Annotated in this window: 22 protein-coding genes; 14 read left to right on the plus strand and 8 right to left on the minus strand. The window is 36.6% G+C overall.

All coding sequences use genetic code 11. From position 1 onward, the window contains the following. Positions 1-21 precede the first annotated feature (21 nt). The 4 genes from EL165_RS10210 to EL165_RS10225 all read left to right on the plus strand — a co-directional run bounded on the left by EL165_RS10210 (position 22) and on the right by EL165_RS10225 (position 3,015). On the plus strand, positions 22-1,092 hold the full coding sequence (locus EL165_RS10210) for a tetratricopeptide repeat protein (protein ID WP_041461410.1): 1,071 nt from the start codon (positions 22-24) through the stop codon (positions 1,090-1,092). Between the two features lie 100 nt (positions 1,093-1,192). Then, positions 1,193-1,765 (plus strand): Crp/Fnr family transcriptional regulator, encoded by a 573-nt coding sequence (locus EL165_RS10215; RefSeq protein ID WP_002977423.1) that lies wholly within the window; start codon positions 1,193-1,195, stop codon positions 1,763-1,765. A 45-nt stretch (positions 1,766-1,810) separates the two neighbouring features. Continuing rightward, on the plus strand, positions 1,811-2,362 hold the full coding sequence (locus tag EL165_RS10220) for a putative glycolipid-binding domain-containing protein (protein ID WP_002977422.1): 552 nt from the start codon (positions 1,811-1,813) through the stop codon (positions 2,360-2,362). A 104-nt stretch (positions 2,363-2,466) separates the two neighbouring features. Then, positions 2,467-3,015: a hypothetical protein gene (locus tag EL165_RS10225; protein ID WP_002977421.1), complete on the plus strand. Its 549-nt coding sequence runs from the start codon at positions 2,467-2,469 to the stop codon at positions 3,013-3,015. Positions 3,016-3,311: 296 nt separating this feature from the next. On the opposite strand, the gene EL165_RS10230 is transcribed toward EL165_RS10225, so the two are convergent. The 3 genes from EL165_RS10230 to EL165_RS10240 form a co-directional block, all read right to left on the minus strand. Continuing rightward, entirely contained in the window at positions 3,312-4,238 is a 927-nt protein-coding gene (locus tag EL165_RS10230) for a malate dehydrogenase (RefSeq protein WP_002977420.1), read from the minus strand. Positions 4,239-4,353: 115 nt separating this feature from the next. After that, positions 4,354-4,905 (minus strand): biliverdin-producing heme oxygenase, encoded by a 552-nt coding sequence (locus EL165_RS10235; RefSeq protein ID WP_002977419.1) that lies wholly within the window; start codon positions 4,903-4,905, stop codon positions 4,354-4,356. A 20-nt stretch (positions 4,906-4,925) separates the two neighbouring features. Then, a complete protein-coding gene (locus EL165_RS10240) occupies positions 4,926-7,124 on the minus strand; it encodes an ATP-binding protein (protein WP_002977418.1) in 2,199 nt (732 codons plus the stop codon). A gap of 382 nt (positions 7,125-7,506) precedes the next feature. Here EL165_RS10240 and EL165_RS10245 point away from each other — a divergent pair, with 382 nt between their 5' ends. The 6 genes from EL165_RS10245 to EL165_RS10270 all read left to right on the plus strand — a co-directional run bounded on the left by EL165_RS10245 (position 7,507) and on the right by EL165_RS10270 (position 14,690). Next, positions 7,507-8,556, plus strand: coding sequence for a linear amide C-N hydrolase (locus EL165_RS10245; protein ID WP_002977417.1), 1,050 nt, complete (start codon positions 7,507-7,509; stop codon positions 8,554-8,556). Between the two features lie 149 nt (positions 8,557-8,705). Beyond that, the gene (locus EL165_RS10250) at positions 8,706-9,872 is read left to right on the plus strand and encodes a porin (protein WP_002977416.1); all 1,167 of its coding nucleotides are present in this window, start codon (positions 8,706-8,708) and stop codon (positions 9,870-9,872) included. Positions 9,873-9,892: 20 nt separating this feature from the next. Then, positions 9,893-11,323: an anion permease gene (locus tag EL165_RS10255; RefSeq protein WP_002977415.1), complete on the plus strand. Its 1,431-nt coding sequence runs from the start codon at positions 9,893-9,895 to the stop codon at positions 11,321-11,323. Between the two features lie 17 nt (positions 11,324-11,340). Then, entirely contained in the window at positions 11,341-11,997 is a 657-nt protein-coding gene (locus EL165_RS10260) for a succinate dehydrogenase cytochrome b subunit (protein ID WP_002977414.1), read from the plus strand. An 11-nt stretch (positions 11,998-12,008) separates the two neighbouring features. Then, positions 12,009-13,925 (plus strand): fumarate reductase/succinate dehydrogenase flavoprotein subunit, encoded by a 1,917-nt coding sequence (locus EL165_RS10265; protein WP_002977413.1) that lies wholly within the window; start codon positions 12,009-12,011, stop codon positions 13,923-13,925. Between the two features lie 12 nt (positions 13,926-13,937). Next, complete coding sequence (locus EL165_RS10270) at positions 13,938-14,690, plus strand: succinate dehydrogenase/fumarate reductase iron-sulfur subunit (RefSeq protein WP_002977412.1); 753 nt, start codon at positions 13,938-13,940, stop codon at positions 14,688-14,690. An 86-nt stretch (positions 14,691-14,776) separates the two neighbouring features. On the opposite strand, the gene EL165_RS10275 is transcribed toward EL165_RS10270, so the two are convergent. The 5 genes from EL165_RS10275 to EL165_RS10290 all read right to left on the minus strand — a co-directional run bounded on the left by EL165_RS10275 (position 14,777) and on the right by EL165_RS10290 (position 19,155). Next, complete coding sequence (locus EL165_RS10275) at positions 14,777-15,550, minus strand: cyclase family protein (protein ID WP_002977411.1); 774 nt, start codon at positions 15,548-15,550, stop codon at positions 14,777-14,779. 148 nt (positions 15,551-15,698) lie between these two features. Next, complete coding sequence (locus tag EL165_RS10280) at positions 15,699-16,550, minus strand: GLPGLI family protein (RefSeq protein WP_002977410.1); 852 nt, start codon at positions 16,548-16,550, stop codon at positions 15,699-15,701. A 79-nt stretch (positions 16,551-16,629) separates the two neighbouring features. After that, positions 16,630-16,800 carry a bacteriocin-like protein gene (locus EL165_RS25815; protein WP_002977409.1) on the minus strand — a complete coding sequence of 57 codons (171 nt, stop codon included), beginning with the start codon at positions 16,798-16,800 and terminating at the stop codon, positions 16,630-16,632. A gap of 316 nt (positions 16,801-17,116) precedes the next feature. After that, entirely contained in the window at positions 17,117-18,079 is a 963-nt protein-coding gene (locus tag EL165_RS10285) for a hypothetical protein (protein WP_002977408.1), read from the minus strand. Between the two features lie 62 nt (positions 18,080-18,141). Continuing rightward, entirely contained in the window at positions 18,142-19,155 is a 1,014-nt protein-coding gene (locus EL165_RS10290) for a nucleoid-associated protein (protein ID WP_041461633.1), read from the minus strand. A 342-nt stretch (positions 19,156-19,497) separates the two neighbouring features. Here EL165_RS10290 and EL165_RS10295 point away from each other — a divergent pair, with 342 nt between their 5' ends. The 4 genes from EL165_RS10295 (at position 19,498) to EL165_RS10305 (ending at position 20,691) form a co-directional block, all read left to right on the plus strand. After that, positions 19,498-19,662, plus strand: a complete 165-nt coding sequence (locus tag EL165_RS10295) for a hypothetical protein (RefSeq protein WP_228370504.1) — start codon at positions 19,498-19,500, stop codon at positions 19,660-19,662. Between the two features lie 11 nt (positions 19,663-19,673). Then, on the plus strand, positions 19,674-20,030 hold the full coding sequence (locus EL165_RS10300) for a DUF7674 family protein (protein ID WP_002977405.1): 357 nt from the start codon (positions 19,674-19,676) through the stop codon (positions 20,028-20,030). 82 nt (positions 20,031-20,112) lie between these two features. After that, a complete protein-coding gene (locus tag EL165_RS26480; protein ID WP_002977404.1) occupies positions 20,113-20,244 on the plus strand; it encodes a hypothetical protein in 132 nt (43 codons plus the stop codon). Between the two features lie 51 nt (positions 20,245-20,295). Beyond that, positions 20,296-20,691: a DUF7674 family protein gene (locus tag EL165_RS10305; RefSeq protein ID WP_002977403.1), complete on the plus strand. Its 396-nt coding sequence runs from the start codon at positions 20,296-20,298 to the stop codon at positions 20,689-20,691. Positions 20,692-20,789 lie beyond the last annotated feature (98 nt).

Below are 20,789 nucleotides of genomic sequence, written 5' to 3' on the forward strand. Positions count from 1 at the left end.
AGGACTAATATCAAAAAACTCATGTTACGACAAACTTATTTTATAGTTGCACTCACTACCTTTTCATTCATATATTCACAGAAAAAGACATTTAAATGTGCAGAAGTTTATGACGCTGTCAAACTTATTGATAAAGAAAAATATGATGAGGGTATCGCTATCCTTAGAGAATGTGAAAAAAAAGATCCACAAGATTACACCTACCCGTATGAAATTGCACTTGCCTATATCCGAAAAGAAGACTATAAAAGTGCCATATCACTGTTAGAAAAAATCAAAGATTATCCCAATATAGATGACTATTATTTTGCCCTTCTCGGCAATGCCTATGATTATGCCGATAACCCTGAACAAGCTATAAAGACGTATGATGAAGGATTAAAAAAGTATCCGTCTTCCGGAAAACTTTATCTGGAGAGAGGGGTTGTTTTTGAACTTGAAAAAAAAATAGAAGAGGCCATTGAAAGCTACCAAAACGGAATAAAGACAGAACCGGCATATCCATCAAACTATTACAGAGTAGCCAAATTATTTTTAAATTCTAATAATATACTATACGGTCTTGTTTATGGTGAAATATTTTTAAATCTGGAACGCACCACTTCCAGAAGCCAGGAAATGAGTCAACTTTTATATGACGGGTATAAAAAAGCAATAAAATTCAAAGATAAAAGTACAACAGTTGATTTTTGCCAGGCCTTTATTACTATTAAAAAAGACAGTAAACCTACTGATCCTCTTCCTTTCTGTCTTCTTTACAGCGGATATTTTGCACTCGCTACTGTCGATAAAAAAGAAATCAATCTGGAAAACTTGTCAGATATCAGAAGAAAAGCATTGAGGGAATATCTGAAATACAAAAATAATCCGTCAAATGTTTTATTAAACTATCAAAAAATATTGGATGATAACAATCTATTTAATGCTTATAATTATTACCTATTTCAGATAGGAGATCAAGAAGCGTTTAATAACTGGCTCATTAATAATAAAGCAGAATATGAAAAATTTGTAGGTTGGTACACGAAGGATACCAATATTCTGAAAATTGATAAAATGAATCTTTATATAGCTGACTCTATACCAAAATAAAGGTATTTTTATCAATCTTATATAATCCGTTTCTAAACTTAATTGTACAAATAGTCTTCTTTAATTTTATTATTTTTGCAAAAAAGATCGCTCTGATATCATGCAAAATCTTCTAAACTATATCAGATCACTCACACCATTTTCCGATGAAAGCTGGCATACGCTTCAGTCTGCCCTATCAGAAAGAACTTACAGAAAAAATGAACTGATGTTACAGAAAGGAGACACCTGTAACTCTTTGTTTTATATTGAAAAGGGATATTGCAAAAGTTATTATGAAATACAAGGTGATATTAAAAATACCGGATTTTTCTTCGAGAACGAGATCACTACCAATATCAGCAGTTTTGGAAGCGGTCAAAAATCAGAGTTTAATATGATTGCCTGTGAGGAACTTCATGCCATTATTTTTGATAAAACAAAATTGTTTGAAGCCGCTGCTAAAGTCCCTGAAATTGAGACATTAGGACGTCACTGTATTCGCAAGTTTGCCTCCAGACAGGAAGAATTTTCCAATTTGTTCAAGCTTTATACAGCACAGGAAAGACTTGAACATCTGGAAACCTATCATCCTCATATGATTCAGCGTATATCTCTCACGCAGCTGGCTTCATTTCTGGGAGTTGCAAGAGAAACATTAAGCAGGATCCGGAACAGAAGAGTATCCCGCTGACATTAAAAGCCATTCAAAAAGCCACAACAATCAAAGCAATATGATATGAAGACATTAATCTGGAAAGGAATCTTTTATCAATCCCTTGAATATTTTAATTTACATTCAGACGATAAAGATTATACTGTAGAATCGAAAATCATTGGCTGCCACAAGGATAAAATATATGCTTTAAATTATAAGATTCTTAGTGATAAAGACTGGAATGTTCAGGATTTTCTGATTGAATCAGAGATCAATACAGTTAAAAGAACTTTTTCAGGAAAAAGAAATCAAAACCACTGGAAAATCAACGGTGTTGTGCATTCTGAATTTAATAATTTCAAGTTCATAGACATTTCTCTGACTCCTTTCACCAATACGTTACCGATCAACAATTTAAAACTTTCAGAGAACGGTTCTCAGAATATTGATGTTATTTACATCGATGTTTTAAACCATCATATCAGACCGGTCCAGCAGCAATATACACGGACAGCTGTTAATAAATATCTGTATGAGAATATTGAAACCGATTTTAAAGCTGAAATTTCGGTGGATGAAAATGGATTAGTAATCAACTACCCTGAATTGTTTGAGAAAATTTCGGAACTCTGAAAAATATAAATAATTGAAATATCGAGGGAGACTTATAACTGCAAAGATCTTTACTCCGTAATCTCCTTCATTTTGATTAATTTCGCAGAAACCTAATTACCATAATGGATACTAAAAAAAATGTACTGGAAAAAATGTCCAGTCAGGAACTTGAAAAATACATTAACCCTAATAGTAAATTTGTTCCACAGGCAGTACAATATGCCTATGAAATATTGCAGTCAAGAGGAAGAAAATTTACTGATGAAGAATCAGCGCTCATTGCTTCCAGAACGGCGGTTCTTGGCAAAAAACAGGAAATAACAATACATCCCAACCATACCAAAGCTTCCAATATCATGTATGTGTGTGGAGCATTAGGCATTGCAGGATTTATCTGGGCTTATGATCCTTTCAATTCCGGATTATCTATTTTTGTCGGAATAGCGACTCTGACCTTTATTTTTGGAATAGGCTATCTTATAGGAAAAGGGAATGAAGTAGCAAAATACGTTCTTATAGTAACCTTTATACTAGGGCTTTTCGGGTTTTCCTCTATTTTGAAAAATTTGTTTGTCAATCCTGTACTGGGAATCATCAGTATAGTACAGACCATTCTTCAAATCTGGGTCATTATCCTCCTGGTAAGAATTCCTAAGAACAGCGTATCATAATTTCCATTATGGAAAACCCTTCTCAAAATATGATTTTCTGACATATTAACAATACCTAAGGTAAGTTGACCGCAACAGTAGTCTGACGCTGGCGCGAGCATAGGGGTTTTAAGGTTGTTACCCGCTTTATGGAAACAAGAAGCGATAACAGATTTATTATAATCAGATTTCGGCGCGGCCTCCGGCCGCGCCGAAATCTTTCCACCATTAACATATTCATAAAACAAATCCGGCTGTTTCAAAAATGAAACAGCCGGATTTTATTTATTTTAATCCCCGCTTAAAGCGGATAAATATTAAAATTTAAGATCTCCATTCACTTCTCTTACTGCATTAGCAGCTTCAGCAAATTTCAATTGCTCTTCAGCAGTCAATGTTACGTTTACGATTGATTCTACTCCGTTAGCTCCGATGATAGCCGGAACACCTAAGCAGATATCATTTTGTCCATATTCACCTTCAAGCATTAAAGAACAAGGGATCATTTTCTTCTGGTCACATGCAATGGCCTGAACCATTACAGAAACCGCTGCACCTGGAGCATACCATGCTGAAGTTCCTAATAATTTGGTAAGCGTAGCTCCTCCTACTTTAGTTTCCTCGATGACATATTTTTGCTGCTCATCACTTAAGAACTCAGTTACAGGAACACCATTTCTTGTCGCTTTGCTTAATAATGGAAGCATACCTGTATCACTGTGAGCAGCGATTACCATACCGTCAACATCAGAAATTGGGGCTTCTAAAGCTTCAGCCAATCTGTATTTGAATCTTGCAGAGTCTAATGCACCACCCATTCCGATGATTTTGTGCTTAGGAAGACCTGAAGTTTTGTGTACAAGGTAAGCCATAGTATCCATAGGGTTAGAAACCACGATGATGATCACTTCCGGAGAATGTTTTACTAAGTTTTCAGTAACGTCTTTCACGATACCAGCATTGATACCGATCAATTCTTCTCTTGTCATTCCAGGTTTTCTTGGAATCCCTGAAGTGATTACTGCCACATGAGAACCTGCAGTTTTGCTGTAATCTCCTGTTGTACCCGTAATTTTTGTATCAAATCCGTTAAGAGATGCTGTCTGCATCAAATCCATTGCTTTCCCTTCAGCAAACCCTTCTTTAATGTCTACCAAAACTACTTCTGAACAGAAGTTCTTCATTGCGATGTATTCTGCACAGCTTGCTCCTACAGCGCCTGCACCTACCACAGTTACTTTCATATTGTTACTTTTTAAATTATTTTTTGTTAGTTAAGTTTAAATTTGAAACTCCCCAAATTTAACAATTCCTGAAAAATTGCGCAATCTTTCAGGAATTTAATTAGAATTAAATGAATTAATTGACGTTCAGCAAAAACGTATAGAGTTTTTTCGCACCGGAAAGCACTTCACTGTAGTTTTCTTCAGGCACTTCCATATCCAGAACTTCTTTAAAGTTCTTCCACATTGGTCCTGTATTTTCATGATAGCATCCGAAAAAGTTGAAAGTTACCTCATCGAAACCTTCCGTTTTCGAAAGCTGTTTTGCAATAACGTTTCCACCAAGAGTGGAACCTTCAATTACATACATGGCTCCAAGCGCTTCATGTTCATTGTCAAATTCAAGATGATAAGAAGCCTTCTGATTGTTCAGGGAAAGGCTTTTCAGATCTTTTTCGATAAGGAAAAGCTTCTTTCGTGAATCAAGCTGAAGTTTTTCTGCATACTTATCAGAAAGACTGCTGAATATTTTATCTTCACTGTGAAGAAGCATCAGATAATTGGTATGGATGATTTTTTTGTAATCCTCTAATGTGAAAGTCTTGTTGAAAATCTTTTCAGAATTAAAAAGTTTTTCTGCTGCATCGTGATAGTCTGCTGTATTCTGCTTAAGATATTCTGTTACCATAATAACGTTTTAAAAGTTTCTCAAATGTAAGGCTTTTTGAAAGTTAAAATAAAGGAAGTCCCTTCATTATTACTTTCATAATCAACATTTCCTCCAATTCTTTTCATGATTCGGTGTACAATAGATAGACCTACTCCATTTCCTTTAAATTTCTTGGCATTGTCCATCCTGTTGAAGATCTTAAACATCTTATGCTTTTCTTCTTCAGGAATACCAATTCCATTGTCAGAAATTCTGTAAATAATGGTCTGTCCGTCTTCTGTTCCTTCAATTTCCACTTTGGGAACGTCTTTATGAGAAGAGTATTTTACGGCATTGTTGATGATGTTCAGAAACACCTGATGAAGAAGCGTTTTATCAGCCAATACGTCCGGACATTCCTTAATGATAATTTCACTGTTAGGACTTCCGTAGGTCATCTTGGCATTTTCAGAGATCTTCTCAATCGTATGAACCGTTTTCAGGTTTTCAAGCTGGATTTCACTGTATTTTGCACGGCTGAGCTGCAGCACATCATGCATCATTTCAGCCATATTGTCGATTTCCTCAATAATTGTATTGATCTTGGTTTTGCTTTTCCCGGAATCATCCGTAAGATTTCCCAAAAGCATCTGAGCATTCAGTTTCATTACGGTGAGCGGTGTACCAAGATCGTGCGAAATAGTATAAGAAAAACTATCAAGCTCTTCATTTACTTTTTTAAGCTCATCATTAAGCCTTTTGATCGCATTATAATTTTTATGAGACGTTTCCAGGATAAGGTCCCTTACAGTCTGTACAGCACTTATATTTCTGGAATTCCATCTCTTAGACTGTCCTTTTATATTTTCTGTAAAAATCCGGAAAGAAGTTCTTGGTGAGATCATTTGTTTTTCTTCTCCGTTCTGCGAAAAAACACTTATTGTTTTCTCCGGATTCCCGGCCCAGTTGATATGTTCATCGAATTCTTTCCTAAACCAGATCAGCATTTCATTTTTCTCCCTTTCGATAAAATAAATGATGATTCCTGCCGCATTTTCAGAAAGCCCAAGCTCTTCACCATGATCTTTAAGAAAGCTTCTGCTCACATAGATACGTTCAGTGGTAGTATCAAGAGCCCATTTTACGATCCTGTTAATACTTTCAAGATCAGGTGTGCTGCCATCTGTTATCACATTTTCTTCCGAAACAATGGCAAGTCCGTCTGCTTCAGGTAAGTTTCTGATCTCTTCTTTACATTCAATAAGAGAATCAAACAAAATATTATGTTTTAAAAACTCAGTTTTCAGCTGAGACATTCTTTCATTCAGCTCCAGACGGTAATTCAGTTCGCTTTTAGATTTAAAAGAGGAATAAGCATTCGCAGCAAGAGCTGTAAAAATACCGGCTTGTACCCTATCTTCAAGGTCAATATGCTTCGGTTCCACATTCTGGCATGTTACCAGACCCCAAAGGTAATCATCAATGATAATAGAAACACTGAAACTTGACGCTACACCGGAATTTTTCAGATATTGTCCGTGAACAGGTGACATGGCTCTGGATGCTGAGAAAGTAAGATCAATATGATCCGGGCTTTTGCTCAGAACCGGAACTGTATCTGCATATACATTGCTGAAGATTCGTTTCCTTTTTTTCAGATAAAGATTCCTTGCCTGCTTCGGAATATCAGATTCCGGATAATGAAGTCCCAGGAAACTTTCCATATTCTCATTTTTCTTTTCAGCAATTACCTTTCCGGAACCATCCATCATGAATTTATAGACCATCATCCGGTCATAGTTTACCACTTTTGAAAGGGTTTCCAGAAGATGATTCCAGAGTTCCTTTTCATTATCGATGATATAAAAATTATCATACTTATTGGAAATCCGTTTATTCGGGTTAATCAGTACCGCTTCGAATTCCAGAAAGATATAAAGTTCACTTCTGAAAACAGAAAAATGATATTCTTTACCGTTGATAAAAATTTTATCGAAATAAGTCTCATTACTGCGTCTGGTAAACTTGTCCAGTGAAGTATAGATTTCTGAATCAATAATGCCCTGAAAACTTTCCTGAAAATCAGTAAGTTTTCTTCCGAAAAGCTCCTCTGAGTTTCCGATTTTAAATAAATCCGAAATATTCCTGCTAAAAAAAGTAATGGTATGGAGCTCTGCATCAATGCCAATCAAATAGCCAAAACTTTGTATAGAACCCGGAATATGGATAGGCTCTTCATGGCATTCTATAAAATTCATATGTCTTTTCAGTCTGTTAATCAAATATAACGATTTTTATTAACAGCTTTCCATTTTGTGGTACCTAATTTTAAAGCACAACATATCAACCCGTTACATGATAAAAACAATGAGAAAGTAAAGGAAAAAGGTCATTAAAATATTTTTTATTTTTTCAACTGTTTGATATCATATCATTAAAATATACAAAAAAATATTCAACCATCCAATTATCATTCATTAAGCATGATTCATAACATAAATTACATATTATTAACCTAAATAATTACTTTATTTAAACAAATTTCGCTAAATTTATATCACCAAATAATGAATATGAATAAAATACATTAAATTATTCATAACAGATTCAACATAAAATTTAAATTCAAATAATACTATTATGAAAAAGTTCCCATTAATTTTATTTTCTCTGATCCTTTCTATAGGATTATGGAATCCTTCTGAAGCGTGTACAAGAGTAGTGTACAAAGGTCCCCAGAATACCGTTATTACTGCCCGTTCTATGGACTGGCGGGATGAAATCCCTGTCAACTTATGGGTTTTACCGAAAGGTATAGACCGAAATGGGCTGGTAGGTCCTAAATCTGTAAAATGGACTGCCAAATACGGAAGTCTTGTAAGCTCTTCATGGGATATTGCATCAGCTGACGGCATGAATGAAAAAGGACTGGTGGCCAATCTGCTTTGGTTAGGAGAATCCGAATATCCGAAATTTGATGGAAAAGGAAGTAAAAAGGGAATTGCCATTTCATTATGGGCTCAATATTATCTTGATAATTTTGCCACCGTAAAAGAAGCTGTAGAATTTTCAAGAAAAGAACCATTCGTTATTGTAAGTGATTATATTCCGGGGACAGAAAGATTTACAACCGTCCATCTTTCTATTTCCGATGCTTCAGGAGACAACGCAGTATTTGAATATATTGGCGGAAAGCTGGTAATTCACCACGATCCTTCATATACTGTGATGACCAATTCTCCTATTTTCGAAGAGCAGCTGGCGCTTAACAATTACTGGAAAGGTATTCCGGGAACGGTTATGCTTCCGGGAACCAACCGCGCTGCAGACCGCTTTGTAAGAGCTTCTTACTACATCAATGCAATTCCTCAGACAGCAGATACCCGCACAGCGGTAGCCAGTGTTTTCAGTGTGATCAGAAACTGTTCCGTTCCTTACGGAATCACTTCTGCAACAGAACCTAATATTTCGTCTACAAGATGGCGCTCTGTTTCAGATCAGAAGAACCTGGTATATTATTTTGAAACAGTCTTTACTCCAAATACTTTCTGGGTAGATCTTAAAGAATTTGATTTAAGCCCAAAAGGTAAAGTAATGAAACTTGACCTTAGTAACTATCGCACATATAGCGGAAAATCCAATACAGAATTTAAGGAATCTGCTCCATTCACCTTCTTAGGATTAAAGTAATATTTTATCAGAAAAAGATGCTTACTTATACATCTGCTCCTGCGGATGAAAGAATACTGAGCATCATAAGTACAATCCGGTCATGAAAATCTGACCGAGAGTTGAAGCTTGTGATAAAATAAAGTTCACAATAAAAAAACAAAATAGATATGGCCTTTTTTTCGATTAAAAAGAAAAGCCTGATACTTTGCATGCTGGCCTGCGGACTATCTGCCTATGCTCAGAATCAGGATTCTCTGAAGACCACACCTCCTCCACAGGAAGAAGATAATGTAAAATATCCGCAGCTGCAGATCAAAGGCCTCTTTCAGGCGCGTTACCTTGTAGGGATGACTAAAGATGTTGATGTAAACGGACTTCATCATACCGATGGATCCGGAACTGACAATAATTTCATGCTCAAATACATGAGGGTCCAGGTTCGGGCGCAGATCAGCAAACGTACTGAAGTTGTCGTTTTGGCCAACCTTGCAGACTTTAAAAATGATCCCAAAAGCAGGGTCCTTGAAAACGCTTACCTCAAATACACATTCAATCCCAAATTAGCAATTACCGTAGGACAGTTCAGACCATGGTTCGGTATTGAAGAGACTTATCCTATAGATATCATTAAATCTTTAGACTGGTCTAACCAGTATACGGAATTCGGAAAACTTGGCTGGACAAGTTTCCAGATCGGAATGTCTGCTACAGGACAGCTTCAGCTGGGAGAAATTCCTTTCCAATATGCTGTTTCAGTAGTAAATGGAAACGGAAAAAACCAGATTAACGATAATGACAATGGAAAACAGTATTCTACCCGGCTTGTTTTCGGATTATCCAAAAAATACAATTTCAATGTAGGATTAAATGGAGGTATCGGAGAGGTTTTCAGCAAAAAAGTATATGCTTTGGGAGTTGATTTGAGCTCACTGATCCATTTTGATCCGAAATGGAGCCTGGACATGCAGCTGGAAGGCAAACAGGCCACCAACCACGTACTGTATAATTCCATTGCCCCTGAGCTGCGCCCAGAGAATCCGGATCAGTACCTGATCCGCGGTGTTTATTTCCTTCCGAATCTGAGATATGAAATCAACCATAAAAATCTCAGTGCCTTCGAACTTTCCTGCCGGTACGAATATCTTGACACCAATTTCAGAATGGCTTCCAACCCAAGACAAACCATAACACCGATGTTCGGATTGGAATTTCTGAAAAATTATGGCGCAAGAATTCAGCTGGGAGTACAGTTTGACCGCTACAAACATCAGGTAGAAAACACATCACAATACAACAACAATCTATTCATTGTACAGGTACAGAGTAGGTTTTAAACGATTAAACAGTTAGTATCATGAAAGAAATTAATATTAAAAACGTAGCGATCACATTTGTTGTTGCGTTGATCATATGGTTCATTCCTGCCCCGGAAGGTGTTGCTGAGAATGCCTGGCATCTGTTTGCCATCTTTGCAGCAACCATTTTAGGAATCATTCTAAAAGCTGCTCCCATGGGAACCATGTGTATGATGGCCATTGGATTTACTGCCCTTACCCAGGTAGTTGCTCCGGGAGATGCCGGAAAATCTATTACAAAAGCGCTTTCCGGTTTTGGAGATAAAGTAATCTGGCTGATCGGGATTTCATTCTTTATTGCCAGAGGTTTTATCAAAACAGGACTAGGGAACCGTATTGCCTTTTTATTCATCAGAGTTTTCGGGAAAAGTTCACTGGGGCTGGCTTACGGATTAGGGCTTGCCGACGTTTGTCTTGCACCCGCTATTCCAAGTAACACAGCAAGAGGTGGCGGGATTATTTATCCTATCATGAAATCTATGGCCATAAGCTTTGATTCCGTTCCTGAAAAGCCGGAAACCCATAGAAAATTAGGATCATTCCTGACTTTAAACAGCTACTATATGAACCTCATCGCTTCTTCTATGTTCCTTACCGGGACAGCCAGTAACCCGATGTGTCAGAAATTTGCCGCTAACCTTGGCATCGATATTACCTGGATGTCATGGGCTGCAGCAGGTTTTATTCCTGGGGCGGTAGCATTCTTTGTTGTTCCTTTGGTATTGTACAAATTATATCCGCCAGAATTGAAAAAAACAGGAGATGCTCCAAAAATGGCGGCTGATAAATTAAAAGAAATGGGACCTATTTCCAGAAACGAATGGCTGATGCTATTAGCCTTCTTTATCCTGCTGGCCCTTTGGATCTTTGGAGGAGCACTTTCAATTGATGCTACAACAACAGCTTTCATTGGTTTAACCTTATTACTGTTAACCTCAGTATTAACCTGGGAGGACGTAAAAGGTGAAAAAGGTGCATGGGATACGATTGTTTGGTTTGCCGTATTGGTGATGATGGCAAGCTCTTTAAATGAACTGGGATTCATTGGCTGGTTCAGTAACCTTATCAAAGTTCAGATCGGAGGATTGAGCTGGCAGGTCGCCTTCCCTGTTATTATTGTCGTGTATTTCTTCAGTCACTATATCTTTGCCAGTGCCACTGCTCACGTAGCTGCCATGTATGCAGCATTGCTGGGTGTAGGGGTTTCTTTGGGAATTCCTCCTATGCTACTGGCGATGATGCTTGGTTTCATGGGTTCTATTTACGGGGTATTGACTCATTACGGTCACGGTCCTGCTCCGGTATTCTTCGGAAGCGGCTATGTAGACCTTAAAGCATGGTGGCTCAGAGGTCTTGAGATAGGAATTGTTCTACTGATCATTTATATGGTTATAGGAGGATTGTGGATGAAAGTCTTAGGATATTATTAATCATTTAAATCAAAAATATGTTATCAACATTGTCAAGAAAAATGCTGATGTGCCTTACCGGACTCTTTTTGGGATTCTTCCTGTTGATTCATTTCCTTGGAAATCTTCAGCTTTTTCTTCCGCAAGAACAGGCGCACCTTCAGTTTAATGCCTATTCGCATTTTTTATCAGGAAATATCATTATCAAAATAGTTTCTTATGTTTTGTATGCCAGTATTATCCTGCATGCAGTTGACGGATTAATCATTACCTTGAAAAATAAAAAATCAGGTGGTGATTACCAGACAGACAAACGAGGAAGGGCCAGTACATGGGCTTCCAGAAATATGGGAATCCTCGGAACATTAATCCTGATTTTCCTGGTGATCCATTTCCAGAATTTCTGGTATATCTACAAATTCGGAAATCCTCCTTTAGATGAGAACGGAAATAAAGATCTCTACATCTTGGTTGTAAATGTCTTTAAAGAATGGTGGTACGTTATCATTTATGTTGTATCAATGATCGCTTTGTGTTATCACCTGGTTCATGGGATACACAGTGCTGTAAGAACTCTGGGATTATATCATCCTAAGTTTGTACAATGGTTCAAAACGATCGGAATTGCTTATTCAATTATTATCTGTGTAGGCTTTGCATTGATGCCAATTTATGTATTCTTTACTTATCATTAAAAGGAACGATCATGATTTTAGATTCAAAAATACCACAAGGCCCATTAAAACATAAATGGGAAAATTATAAAAAGAAAGCAAGACTCGTAAACCCTGCCAACCGAAAAAAACTGGATGTGATTGTGGTAGGAACAGGGCTGGCGGGAAGCTCAATCGCAGCTTCTTTGGGAGAAATGGGATATAATGTGAAGTCATTCTGTTTCCAGGACAGCCCGAGAAGAGCGCATTCTGTGGCAGCACAGGGAGGTGTGAATGCCGCCAAAAACTATAAAAACGATGGTGACAGTGTGTACAGAATGTTTGTAGACACTTTAAAAGGAGGAGATTTCAGAGCCCGTGAAGCCAATGTCTACAGAATGGCAGAATGTTCTCTGAACCTCATCGATCAGGCTGTAGCCCAAGGCGTACCTTTCGGTCGTGAATATGGAGGATATCTGAACAACCGTTCATTCGGAGGGGTTCAGGTAAGCCGTACTTTCTATGCGAGAGGACAAACGGGACAGCAGCTGCTTCTGGGTGCTTATCAGGCATTAATGCGACAGGTCGGAAAAGGCTCTGTACAATTATTTTCAAGACATGAAATGCTTGATCTGGTTACTGTTGATGGTAAAGCCAGAGGAATTATTGTAAGGAATTTAGATACCGGAGATATTGAAAGACATGCAGCCCATGCTGTAGTATTAGCAACGGGAGGTTACGGAAAAATTTATTATCTGTCTACTCTTGCGATGGGCTGTAATGGTTCTGCTATCTGGAGAGCCCATAAAAAGGGAGCTTTAATGGCTTCCCCAAGCTGGATTCAGGTGCATCCTACTTCGCTTCCGCAATCCGGAGATTATCAGTCTAAACTAACTTTAATGTCTGAATCATTACGTAATGACGGCCGAATCTGGGTACCATTAAAAGAAGGTGAAACCAGAGCACCAAACGATATTCCTGAAAATGAAAGGGATTATTATCTTGAAAGAAGATATCCGGCATTTGGAAACCTTGCGCCGAGAGATATTTCCTCCCGTGCTGCGAAAGAAAGAATTGATGCAGGCTTCGGAATCGGGCCTTTGAAAAATGCTGTTTATCTTGATTTTTCGAAAGCAATACAGGAACAGGGAAAAGAGAAGATCAAGGAAAAATATGGAAATTTATTTGACATGTATCTGAAAATAACAGGATATGATGCCTATAAAGAACCCATGATGATCTCCCCTTCTGCTCATTTCTCAATGGGTGGCCTTTGGGTAGATTATGAACTGATGACAACCGTTCCGGGACTGTTTGCTTTAGGCGAGGCTAATTTTGCCGATCATGGGGCGAACAGATTGGGAGCCAACTCACTTCTGCAGGCCTCAGTTGACGGATATTTCATTGCGCCTTACACCATTGCCAATTATCTGGCGGATGAAATACATACCGGAAAAATTTCACCGGATACTCCGGAATTTGAGCAGGCTGAAAAAGCAGTTAAAGATCAGATCAACGATTTCATCAATATAAAAGGAAGCAAAACCGTTGATTATTTCCACAAAACTTTAGGAAAGCTCCTCTATGATTATTGCGGACTGGCCAGAAATGAAGAAGGTCTGAAGTATGCCATTCAGGAAATCAGAAAACTGAAACAGGAATTCTATAAAGATGTAAGAGTTTCCGGACAGGGAGATAAAATGAATACAGAACTGGAAAAAGCCGGCCGTGTAGCCGATTATTTCGAAATAGGAGAACTAATGTGCTACGATGCATTAACCCGTAACGAATCGTGCGGAGCTCATTTCAGAGAAGAATTCCAGACTCCGGATGGTGAAGCGATGAGAAATGATGCGGAATATCAATTTATTTCTGCCTGGGCCTGGAAAGGTGAAAATGGAGAACCTGAACTGATTAAGGAACCTTTAATCTTTGAAGAAATTCAGCCAACGGTAAGAAGTTACAAATAAAAACAGAAAATTATGGATTTACATCTTAAGATATGGAGACAGAAAGACAGAAAAAGTGAAGGAAAACTGGTTCCTTACGACCTGAAAGGATTGAATCCTCACATGTCTTTCTTAGAAATGCTGGACACTTTAAATGAAAAACTGATTATTGCAGGAGATGAACCCGTTGAGTTTGATCACGACTGCCGTGAAGGAATCTGCGGACAATGTGGAATGATGATTAATGGTATTGCCCATGGTCCTTTAAAAAATACAACGACCTGCCAGCTCCATTTACGATCATTTAAAGATGGGGAAACCATTTTGATAGAGCCTTTCCGAGCGGAAGCATTCCCGGTGAAGAAAGATTTAAAAGTAGACCGTTCTGCTTTTGACAGAATTATATCTTCGGGAGGTTTTGTATCGGTGAATACGGGCCAGGCTCCTGATGCGACTGCTATTCCGGTTACCCATCAGACAGCTGAAGAAGCTTTTGATTCTGCAGCCTGTATAGGATGTGGAGCGTGTGTTGCCACCTGTAAAAACGGAAGTGCAGCTCTGTTTACCTCTGCAAAAATCACCCATATGGCACTCCTTCCTCAGGGAAAAGAAGAGCGAAACAAAAGAGTACTGGATATGGTAACCCAAATGGATACGGAATTATTCGGGCACTGCTCCAATACAGAAGCCTGCGAAGTGGAATGTCCTCAGGGAATTTCTGTACTGAATATTGCCAGAATGAATTTTGAATATAACAGGGCTTTATTTTTCAGGAAAAAAGCTTAGCTCAATAAAGAATAAAGCTAAAAATGATAATGTTTGAAAGGGTAAATCTGCAATGCAGGTTTGCTCTTTCTTTTTTTATTTATGTTCTATTCATTCATTATGGCCACTACCCTTGCCGGAGCTGCAGAGCCACCAACGATTTTAAGCGGAAATACACAGATTTTAAATCCGCATGGAGGCAATGCACCCAGATTGGTAAGTTGTTCTATGTGTAAATATTCTTTTTCAATTCCTACGCGATGACCTTCCCAGAAGAATTCGGGGTCGTTCATTTCTTTGGCTTTCTGAGCCATATATTTCAGAGGAAGATCCCAACCCCATTGGTCGATTCCCATGACTTTTACACCTTGATCAATCAGCCATTCTGTAGCTTCTTTACTCATTCCTGTCCCTTTTTCCACAAAATCAGGAGTTCCCATCATTTTGTCACGATCGGTTCTGATCAGAACAATATTTCCTTCCCGGATGGTAATTCCGTTTTTATCAAGATCTTTTTTCAAATCATCTACCGTGATGGCTACAAAATCTTCTTTATGGGTACAATCGATCACAATACCGTCTCCATAACACCATTCCAGCGGAATCTGGTCTATGGTTTTGGCAGGTTTTCCCTCTACAACTGGACCGTAATGCCACGGAGCATCAATGTGAGTAGTAGCATGAAGTCCCATATTTTTGATGGTATCATCTGCCCATCCTGTCCAGTTCTTAGGAAAAAGTCTTGATGGAAGTCTCAATGCCAGACGAATCAGCCAATGTGATTTTCGGTGAGCTTTATGTTTAATTTTCACCCTCATGAACCAGGGATCTCCTGCATTGTATTGGATAGGTTTTGTCAGATCGACAATTTTTGTTTTCATATGATTTAGCTAAGAACACAAAGATAGCGAATAAGGGAAATGAGAAAAGGGCAAAAAGGTAAAAACAGCTAATTTGCATCCTTAAAAGTTCAGGTTTTCTAATCTAATTCCGGTAAAGATGTTAAAAAATAAAAAAGATTAGCTATTACTAATCTTTTTCTAATTCTAATGGGTTTTCGTATTTTTTGTTTTCTTCCCTTTCTTTTTGTCTTTGCCTTATTATTTCTTGTCCTTGTATAATAGTGGTTTCAGAGCTTTGAAGTACACCAATTAAATTTGCATTAGCATCTTTTAACGCTTTCTCAAATTTCGGTCGAGTCGTTTCAAAAGCTCCATTATATCTATTTTCGTTTATCTTTATTAATTTACCTTTTAATTTAAATGCAGGTGTAGATTTTACAAGCTCAAAATCATATTCTCCTTTATCATCTGTTATTTTAACAATCAATCCAGGCAATCCGCTAAATTTATATGGCCCATAGGGTAATGGAATTTCGGGAGAGTACCAAGCGATCCAATTTCTCCCCTTAAAGGTAACTTCCGCTTTTTTACAATTAATGGTGTTTATTATTTTTGTATCATTACTCAATTTCCAATTTTTAATGATCGGTTCTTTATAGGTGAGTATTGACATTCCAACTAAGTTAAAATACTGTATATTTTCATTTGATTGTATTATAGTAAAGGAAAATTTTGTTTTTGGGATAGATACTCCCTTCGAACTTAACAGTTTTGCTCCATTTTCTAAAGTTTTTATTGGAAGTGCTTGGAATACTGAATCTCTTTTCAGTGACTGAATACTCGCAAAAAAAGCACGTTCATTACCTATCTGTAATGAAAAAAATTCTTCGTGTCTATAATCAGGAGTTGATGTATTCAATTTAGCTTTTAATAAATAGGTAAATTCACCACGCAGACTATCTTTTTTATGTAATTGAGAAAAAAATAAGACACTAAAAAATAAAGTTAATAATTGAAATAATTTTTTATAGTAATACATAGAATTATTTTTGATTGCAAAAAAAATGCACTTATAACATTATAAGGCCATAAGTGCAATAATTAATAGGAAACAAATATTAATTACAGTAATTTGCTTCAAGATTAGCAAGCCATTGATTTGCTTGTTCTGCCGTCCAATCTTGAGTTGTAGTAGCAGTTTGACCACAAAATTCTGCAATCCAAACTTGTTTTTCTCCACCTTTTACAGTTTTAAGATGTTCACGAGTCATTTTTTTTAATTTTTTCATAAATATGTTTTTTTAATAAGTCTCAAATGTATACAACTAACTCCTATCTATTGGTTATTTTTTATTATGTTAAGTAGCTGTTTATCTGAAGAAAACATATTTTTTATTTAAAAATTTCCCGTATAAACTGAGTTGATTTTACCTTATTATTTAAACAAAAATGAATTTATTAAAAAAATGAATTCAGGTATTTTTTTTATATGTTAAATAGTCAGTTACAAAACAGAGTTTTACATCTAAAAGTATTTAATTGTTCTGATGTCTTATTATCATATTTAGAGGTTTTGCCTTTATGCTATTTCGCCTTTTTTATTTCCTAAACCCCTCTGGGAATCATAATCTTCTTCGGATCATTCTCATCATACATAATCTCAATAGTTCCCTGTTTAGGAATGGAAGAGAGCTTTAGAAAGCTGACAATTTTCTTATATACCGCAATATGTTCAGTTCCTCTGAAATCTTTAAAACTTACCTGAAACATGATTTGTGGCTGATTATTAACAAGAAGACCTGTCTCACTTACACTGATGATATTGGCTTCAGCATTTCTTCCTGAAAAAAGAATGCGTTCTTCTTTTGTATTTTTTAAAAGCCTGCCAAAAATCAACTGATAAACCAAGACATATATAATGGTCATCACCCCGCTGAAAAGAATCGGGTGCATGAATGTCAGAAACCTCCAGCCAAAATCAAAGGACTCTCTCCAATAGAAATAAGAGTATAAGCCAATGACATAAGAAATTAGTAATACAAGAAATACGATTCTTAACATCATTCCGGATGTGTTGAATCCCACTTTCTGATCGCTTAAAATAAAGTAAGGTTCCTTTGATGCCTGAGGATTCAGCAGTACTTTTACTTTGTTTCCTGCATCAAATCTTTTTTCGTATGGTTTAGAATCATGAAACATCGTTTTATGTTCTATCACCGTATTGCTGAGATTGGGAAATGAAAGCGTAACCTGAATGAGGTTCATGTTTTTCTTAGCAATGTATTTGAGGAGTTTGTAATCAATGATTTTGGCTTCTCTTGGAATTCCGTTCCGAAGAATAGACTTTATCGTATTTTTCTCTTTAAAAGTTGTAATGAAAAGCTTATTGATAAAGAAAATGATCACATATCCCCATATTAACAAAGAAAAACCGAGATACCCATAGCTTACCGCTAATGAATTTCTCGGTTCTGTTGCCAGCTCCTCATTCAACATATACAATAAAATAGGAAAAGGAGCGCAGAAAAAAAAGAGAAAGATTCCCCAGAAAATAATCAGAAATTTCATAGCTGTTATTTTGTAATCAGCAATAAAGTTATGATATTATTATGGAACCGGAGACTTCTTTTTTATACTTCTTTTTCGAAATAAAGTCTGTAATATTTTCCTTTATCATCCTCACCCATTTCGATTTTCTGCCGGTCTCCGTGGATGTAGATATGGAAGTTTTTATCTAATTTGATAATACTTTTAAAGTGTCTCTGTGTCTTTTTCACCGCAGCTTCACTGATTGGGAATTCCTCGGCAATATTCACCTGCATATCCTGTTCGTAATCTGTTTTAAAGTTCACAAAACTTTCAATTACATGCTCATCACCCAGTACTTCATTAGCAAACTCGTCCAGCTTAAATTCTTCTTTTTCCTTAAAGAAATTGATGGATTTATTCAGGAAATCTGCCTGGTCTGCTTTGGAAACTTCAAATTCCTGAGGAAGTTGTTTGGTGATATAATCTTTATACACCATCAAAGCTTCCTGCGTGTGGAAATATTCATCATCACGCTGTTTTACTTTCAGGAAATCTTCGAACCAGTAATACATATCCCCGTTTTTGTTGTTGTCAACCACAGAAAGTACATATCCGGTTTCTTTATTATTGTTGTAGATCAAAGCCGCTTTATCAATTTTGGATAAACCGATACCCTGATCTTTTTCAATATCAAATGTTTCTTCTGCAGGATTTATTTTCAGGAAAGATTCTCTCTTCTCTGTTTTAAAGATCCCGATTTTATCCACTTTGTCAGGACGATCACTTTCATCTTCAAAAAGTACGATGAAAAGCTCACCACTCTGAACCCTTGGGTTTTCTGCAGCTTCAAAAAGATGTTTGGCAATGTTCTCAGATTCCCAGATAAATTTGGATTTATCATCAAAAATTTCGGAAACAGCACTGTAAACCGGATTATTCACCAGATAGGTGTCACTGTAAAAATGAAAAGTTTCTTCCGATTTGAAGGATCCTAAAAAGTAATCTTCAAGCAACTCTGCCATTCCTTCTTCCAGTTTCAATTCTTCCTGGGAAAGTGTCAGGGAATCTCCGTTAATCTTATTTCCGACTCTGTGTACTATTATTTTTGAAAACATTTTTCTGAATATTTGGACTGCAAAGATATTCATTCTTATCCTTTCTGCGAAACTTAAAAAATGTCATTTTGTAGTACTCTCTTTTGACCACCCCGTCAAAAATTCTTTGAATTTCAGCCACCCCTCCAAGGGAGAGGAATGATCAGTAGGTCATTTGTTATGGCAGGTAACATAGTCTTTTGCCTTGCACTTTTCCAAATTGATAAAAACCTTATCATTTTGACACGCTTTTTTGTTTAAAGAATCTGACAATAAAACCACAAAACACTAACTATCAACAAGTTTATTACATTTTATTTTCAACGGAATACCATTGGCATCATGATTTTAAAACATAGAAAAATGGACTTAAAGACTTTAAACAGACTCGACAAGCTCAGAAGATTAAAAAGCAAAGGCCCGGAAACTCCCAAATGGCTGAAACCTTATCATCTGCTCTTTTTTGCTTTTTTAACCGTTTTCATCTTTGGTGCCATCATCAAAATGCTTGAACACAATCCAAATTAAAATATCATATTATGAACTATTTACAGGCCGTAAAGGAAATCACTGATGTGGTTCCCGATTTTGAAAAAGAAGTAAAAGAAATTAAAATTCAAAACTCATACAGCATTATCCGCACCTTCACGGAACTCATTAAAAATATGATCCGCCAGAATGACAGAAATCTACTGTTCAGAAGTTTACAGAAAATGGACAAAATTTACATTGACGGAGATACGGTATTAAAGAATGCTATTGAGACCACTTTTATCTATTCTCTGGACAATTGTACTGCGTTCTGCAGTGAGGAATACAGAAAAGTGATTTTTAGTCACATTTCTGCCAACCTTCAGAAAGTATATTCAAGACAAATTTACAGTCACGGCATATAAAGGTTTTGTTACATTTTTTATCCGTTTCATTACAAAGTGTTTAAATTAAACAAAAATAAAAATAACTCACAATCAATAGATTATGAAAAATAAAATCAGAAGAATTTCAGACTGGAAAACCTGGGAAGCCACGACTAACAGACACAATGCAGAGATATTACTCACCCACATCGCTGTAATTGTAGGAGTATTTATTTTTGCAGCCTGCCTTTAAATTTTGGTATACATTTCGCTGCCATACAAAGTGTTTGAAAAATTCTTAATTATGATGAAAGTACAAATGCAAACTATTAATCAAAAAATAGCTGTTGAATACTTAAAATTTTTCTATCCGCCACTTCGCAATGAAATCACACAGTTGTCTGTACAGGACAATTTCGCCGGAATCATGCAGGCTACCGTGAATTATCTGAAAAACCTGCTGCAGGAATCGAAGATCAATATCATTGCCCATCATATCAAGCTGATGGACTGGCTTTACAGAAACGGGAATTCCTATGTAAGAACCATGATTGAAAATCTGTTTGTAAGATCTTTTGAAAGTTTCAAAAAACACGCAAAGATCCAGCACTGGAAACTTCTTTATCAATATATGCCTGTAAGTTTCCAGATCATTTATAATGAACAGCAGAAGCAGGATCAGATGTATTTTGGGAAATAATTAAAAAACAAAAAGGACGAAAACAATATTGTTTTCGTCCTTTTATATAAATTGAGTATCACAAGAAAATGATATCTTCTGGAAATTAATTTCTTTAA

The sequence above is a fragment of the Chryseobacterium gleum genome, from assembly GCF_900636535.1.
GTDB classification, from domain to species: domain Bacteria; phylum Bacteroidota; class Bacteroidia; order Flavobacteriales; family Weeksellaceae; genus Chryseobacterium; species Chryseobacterium gleum.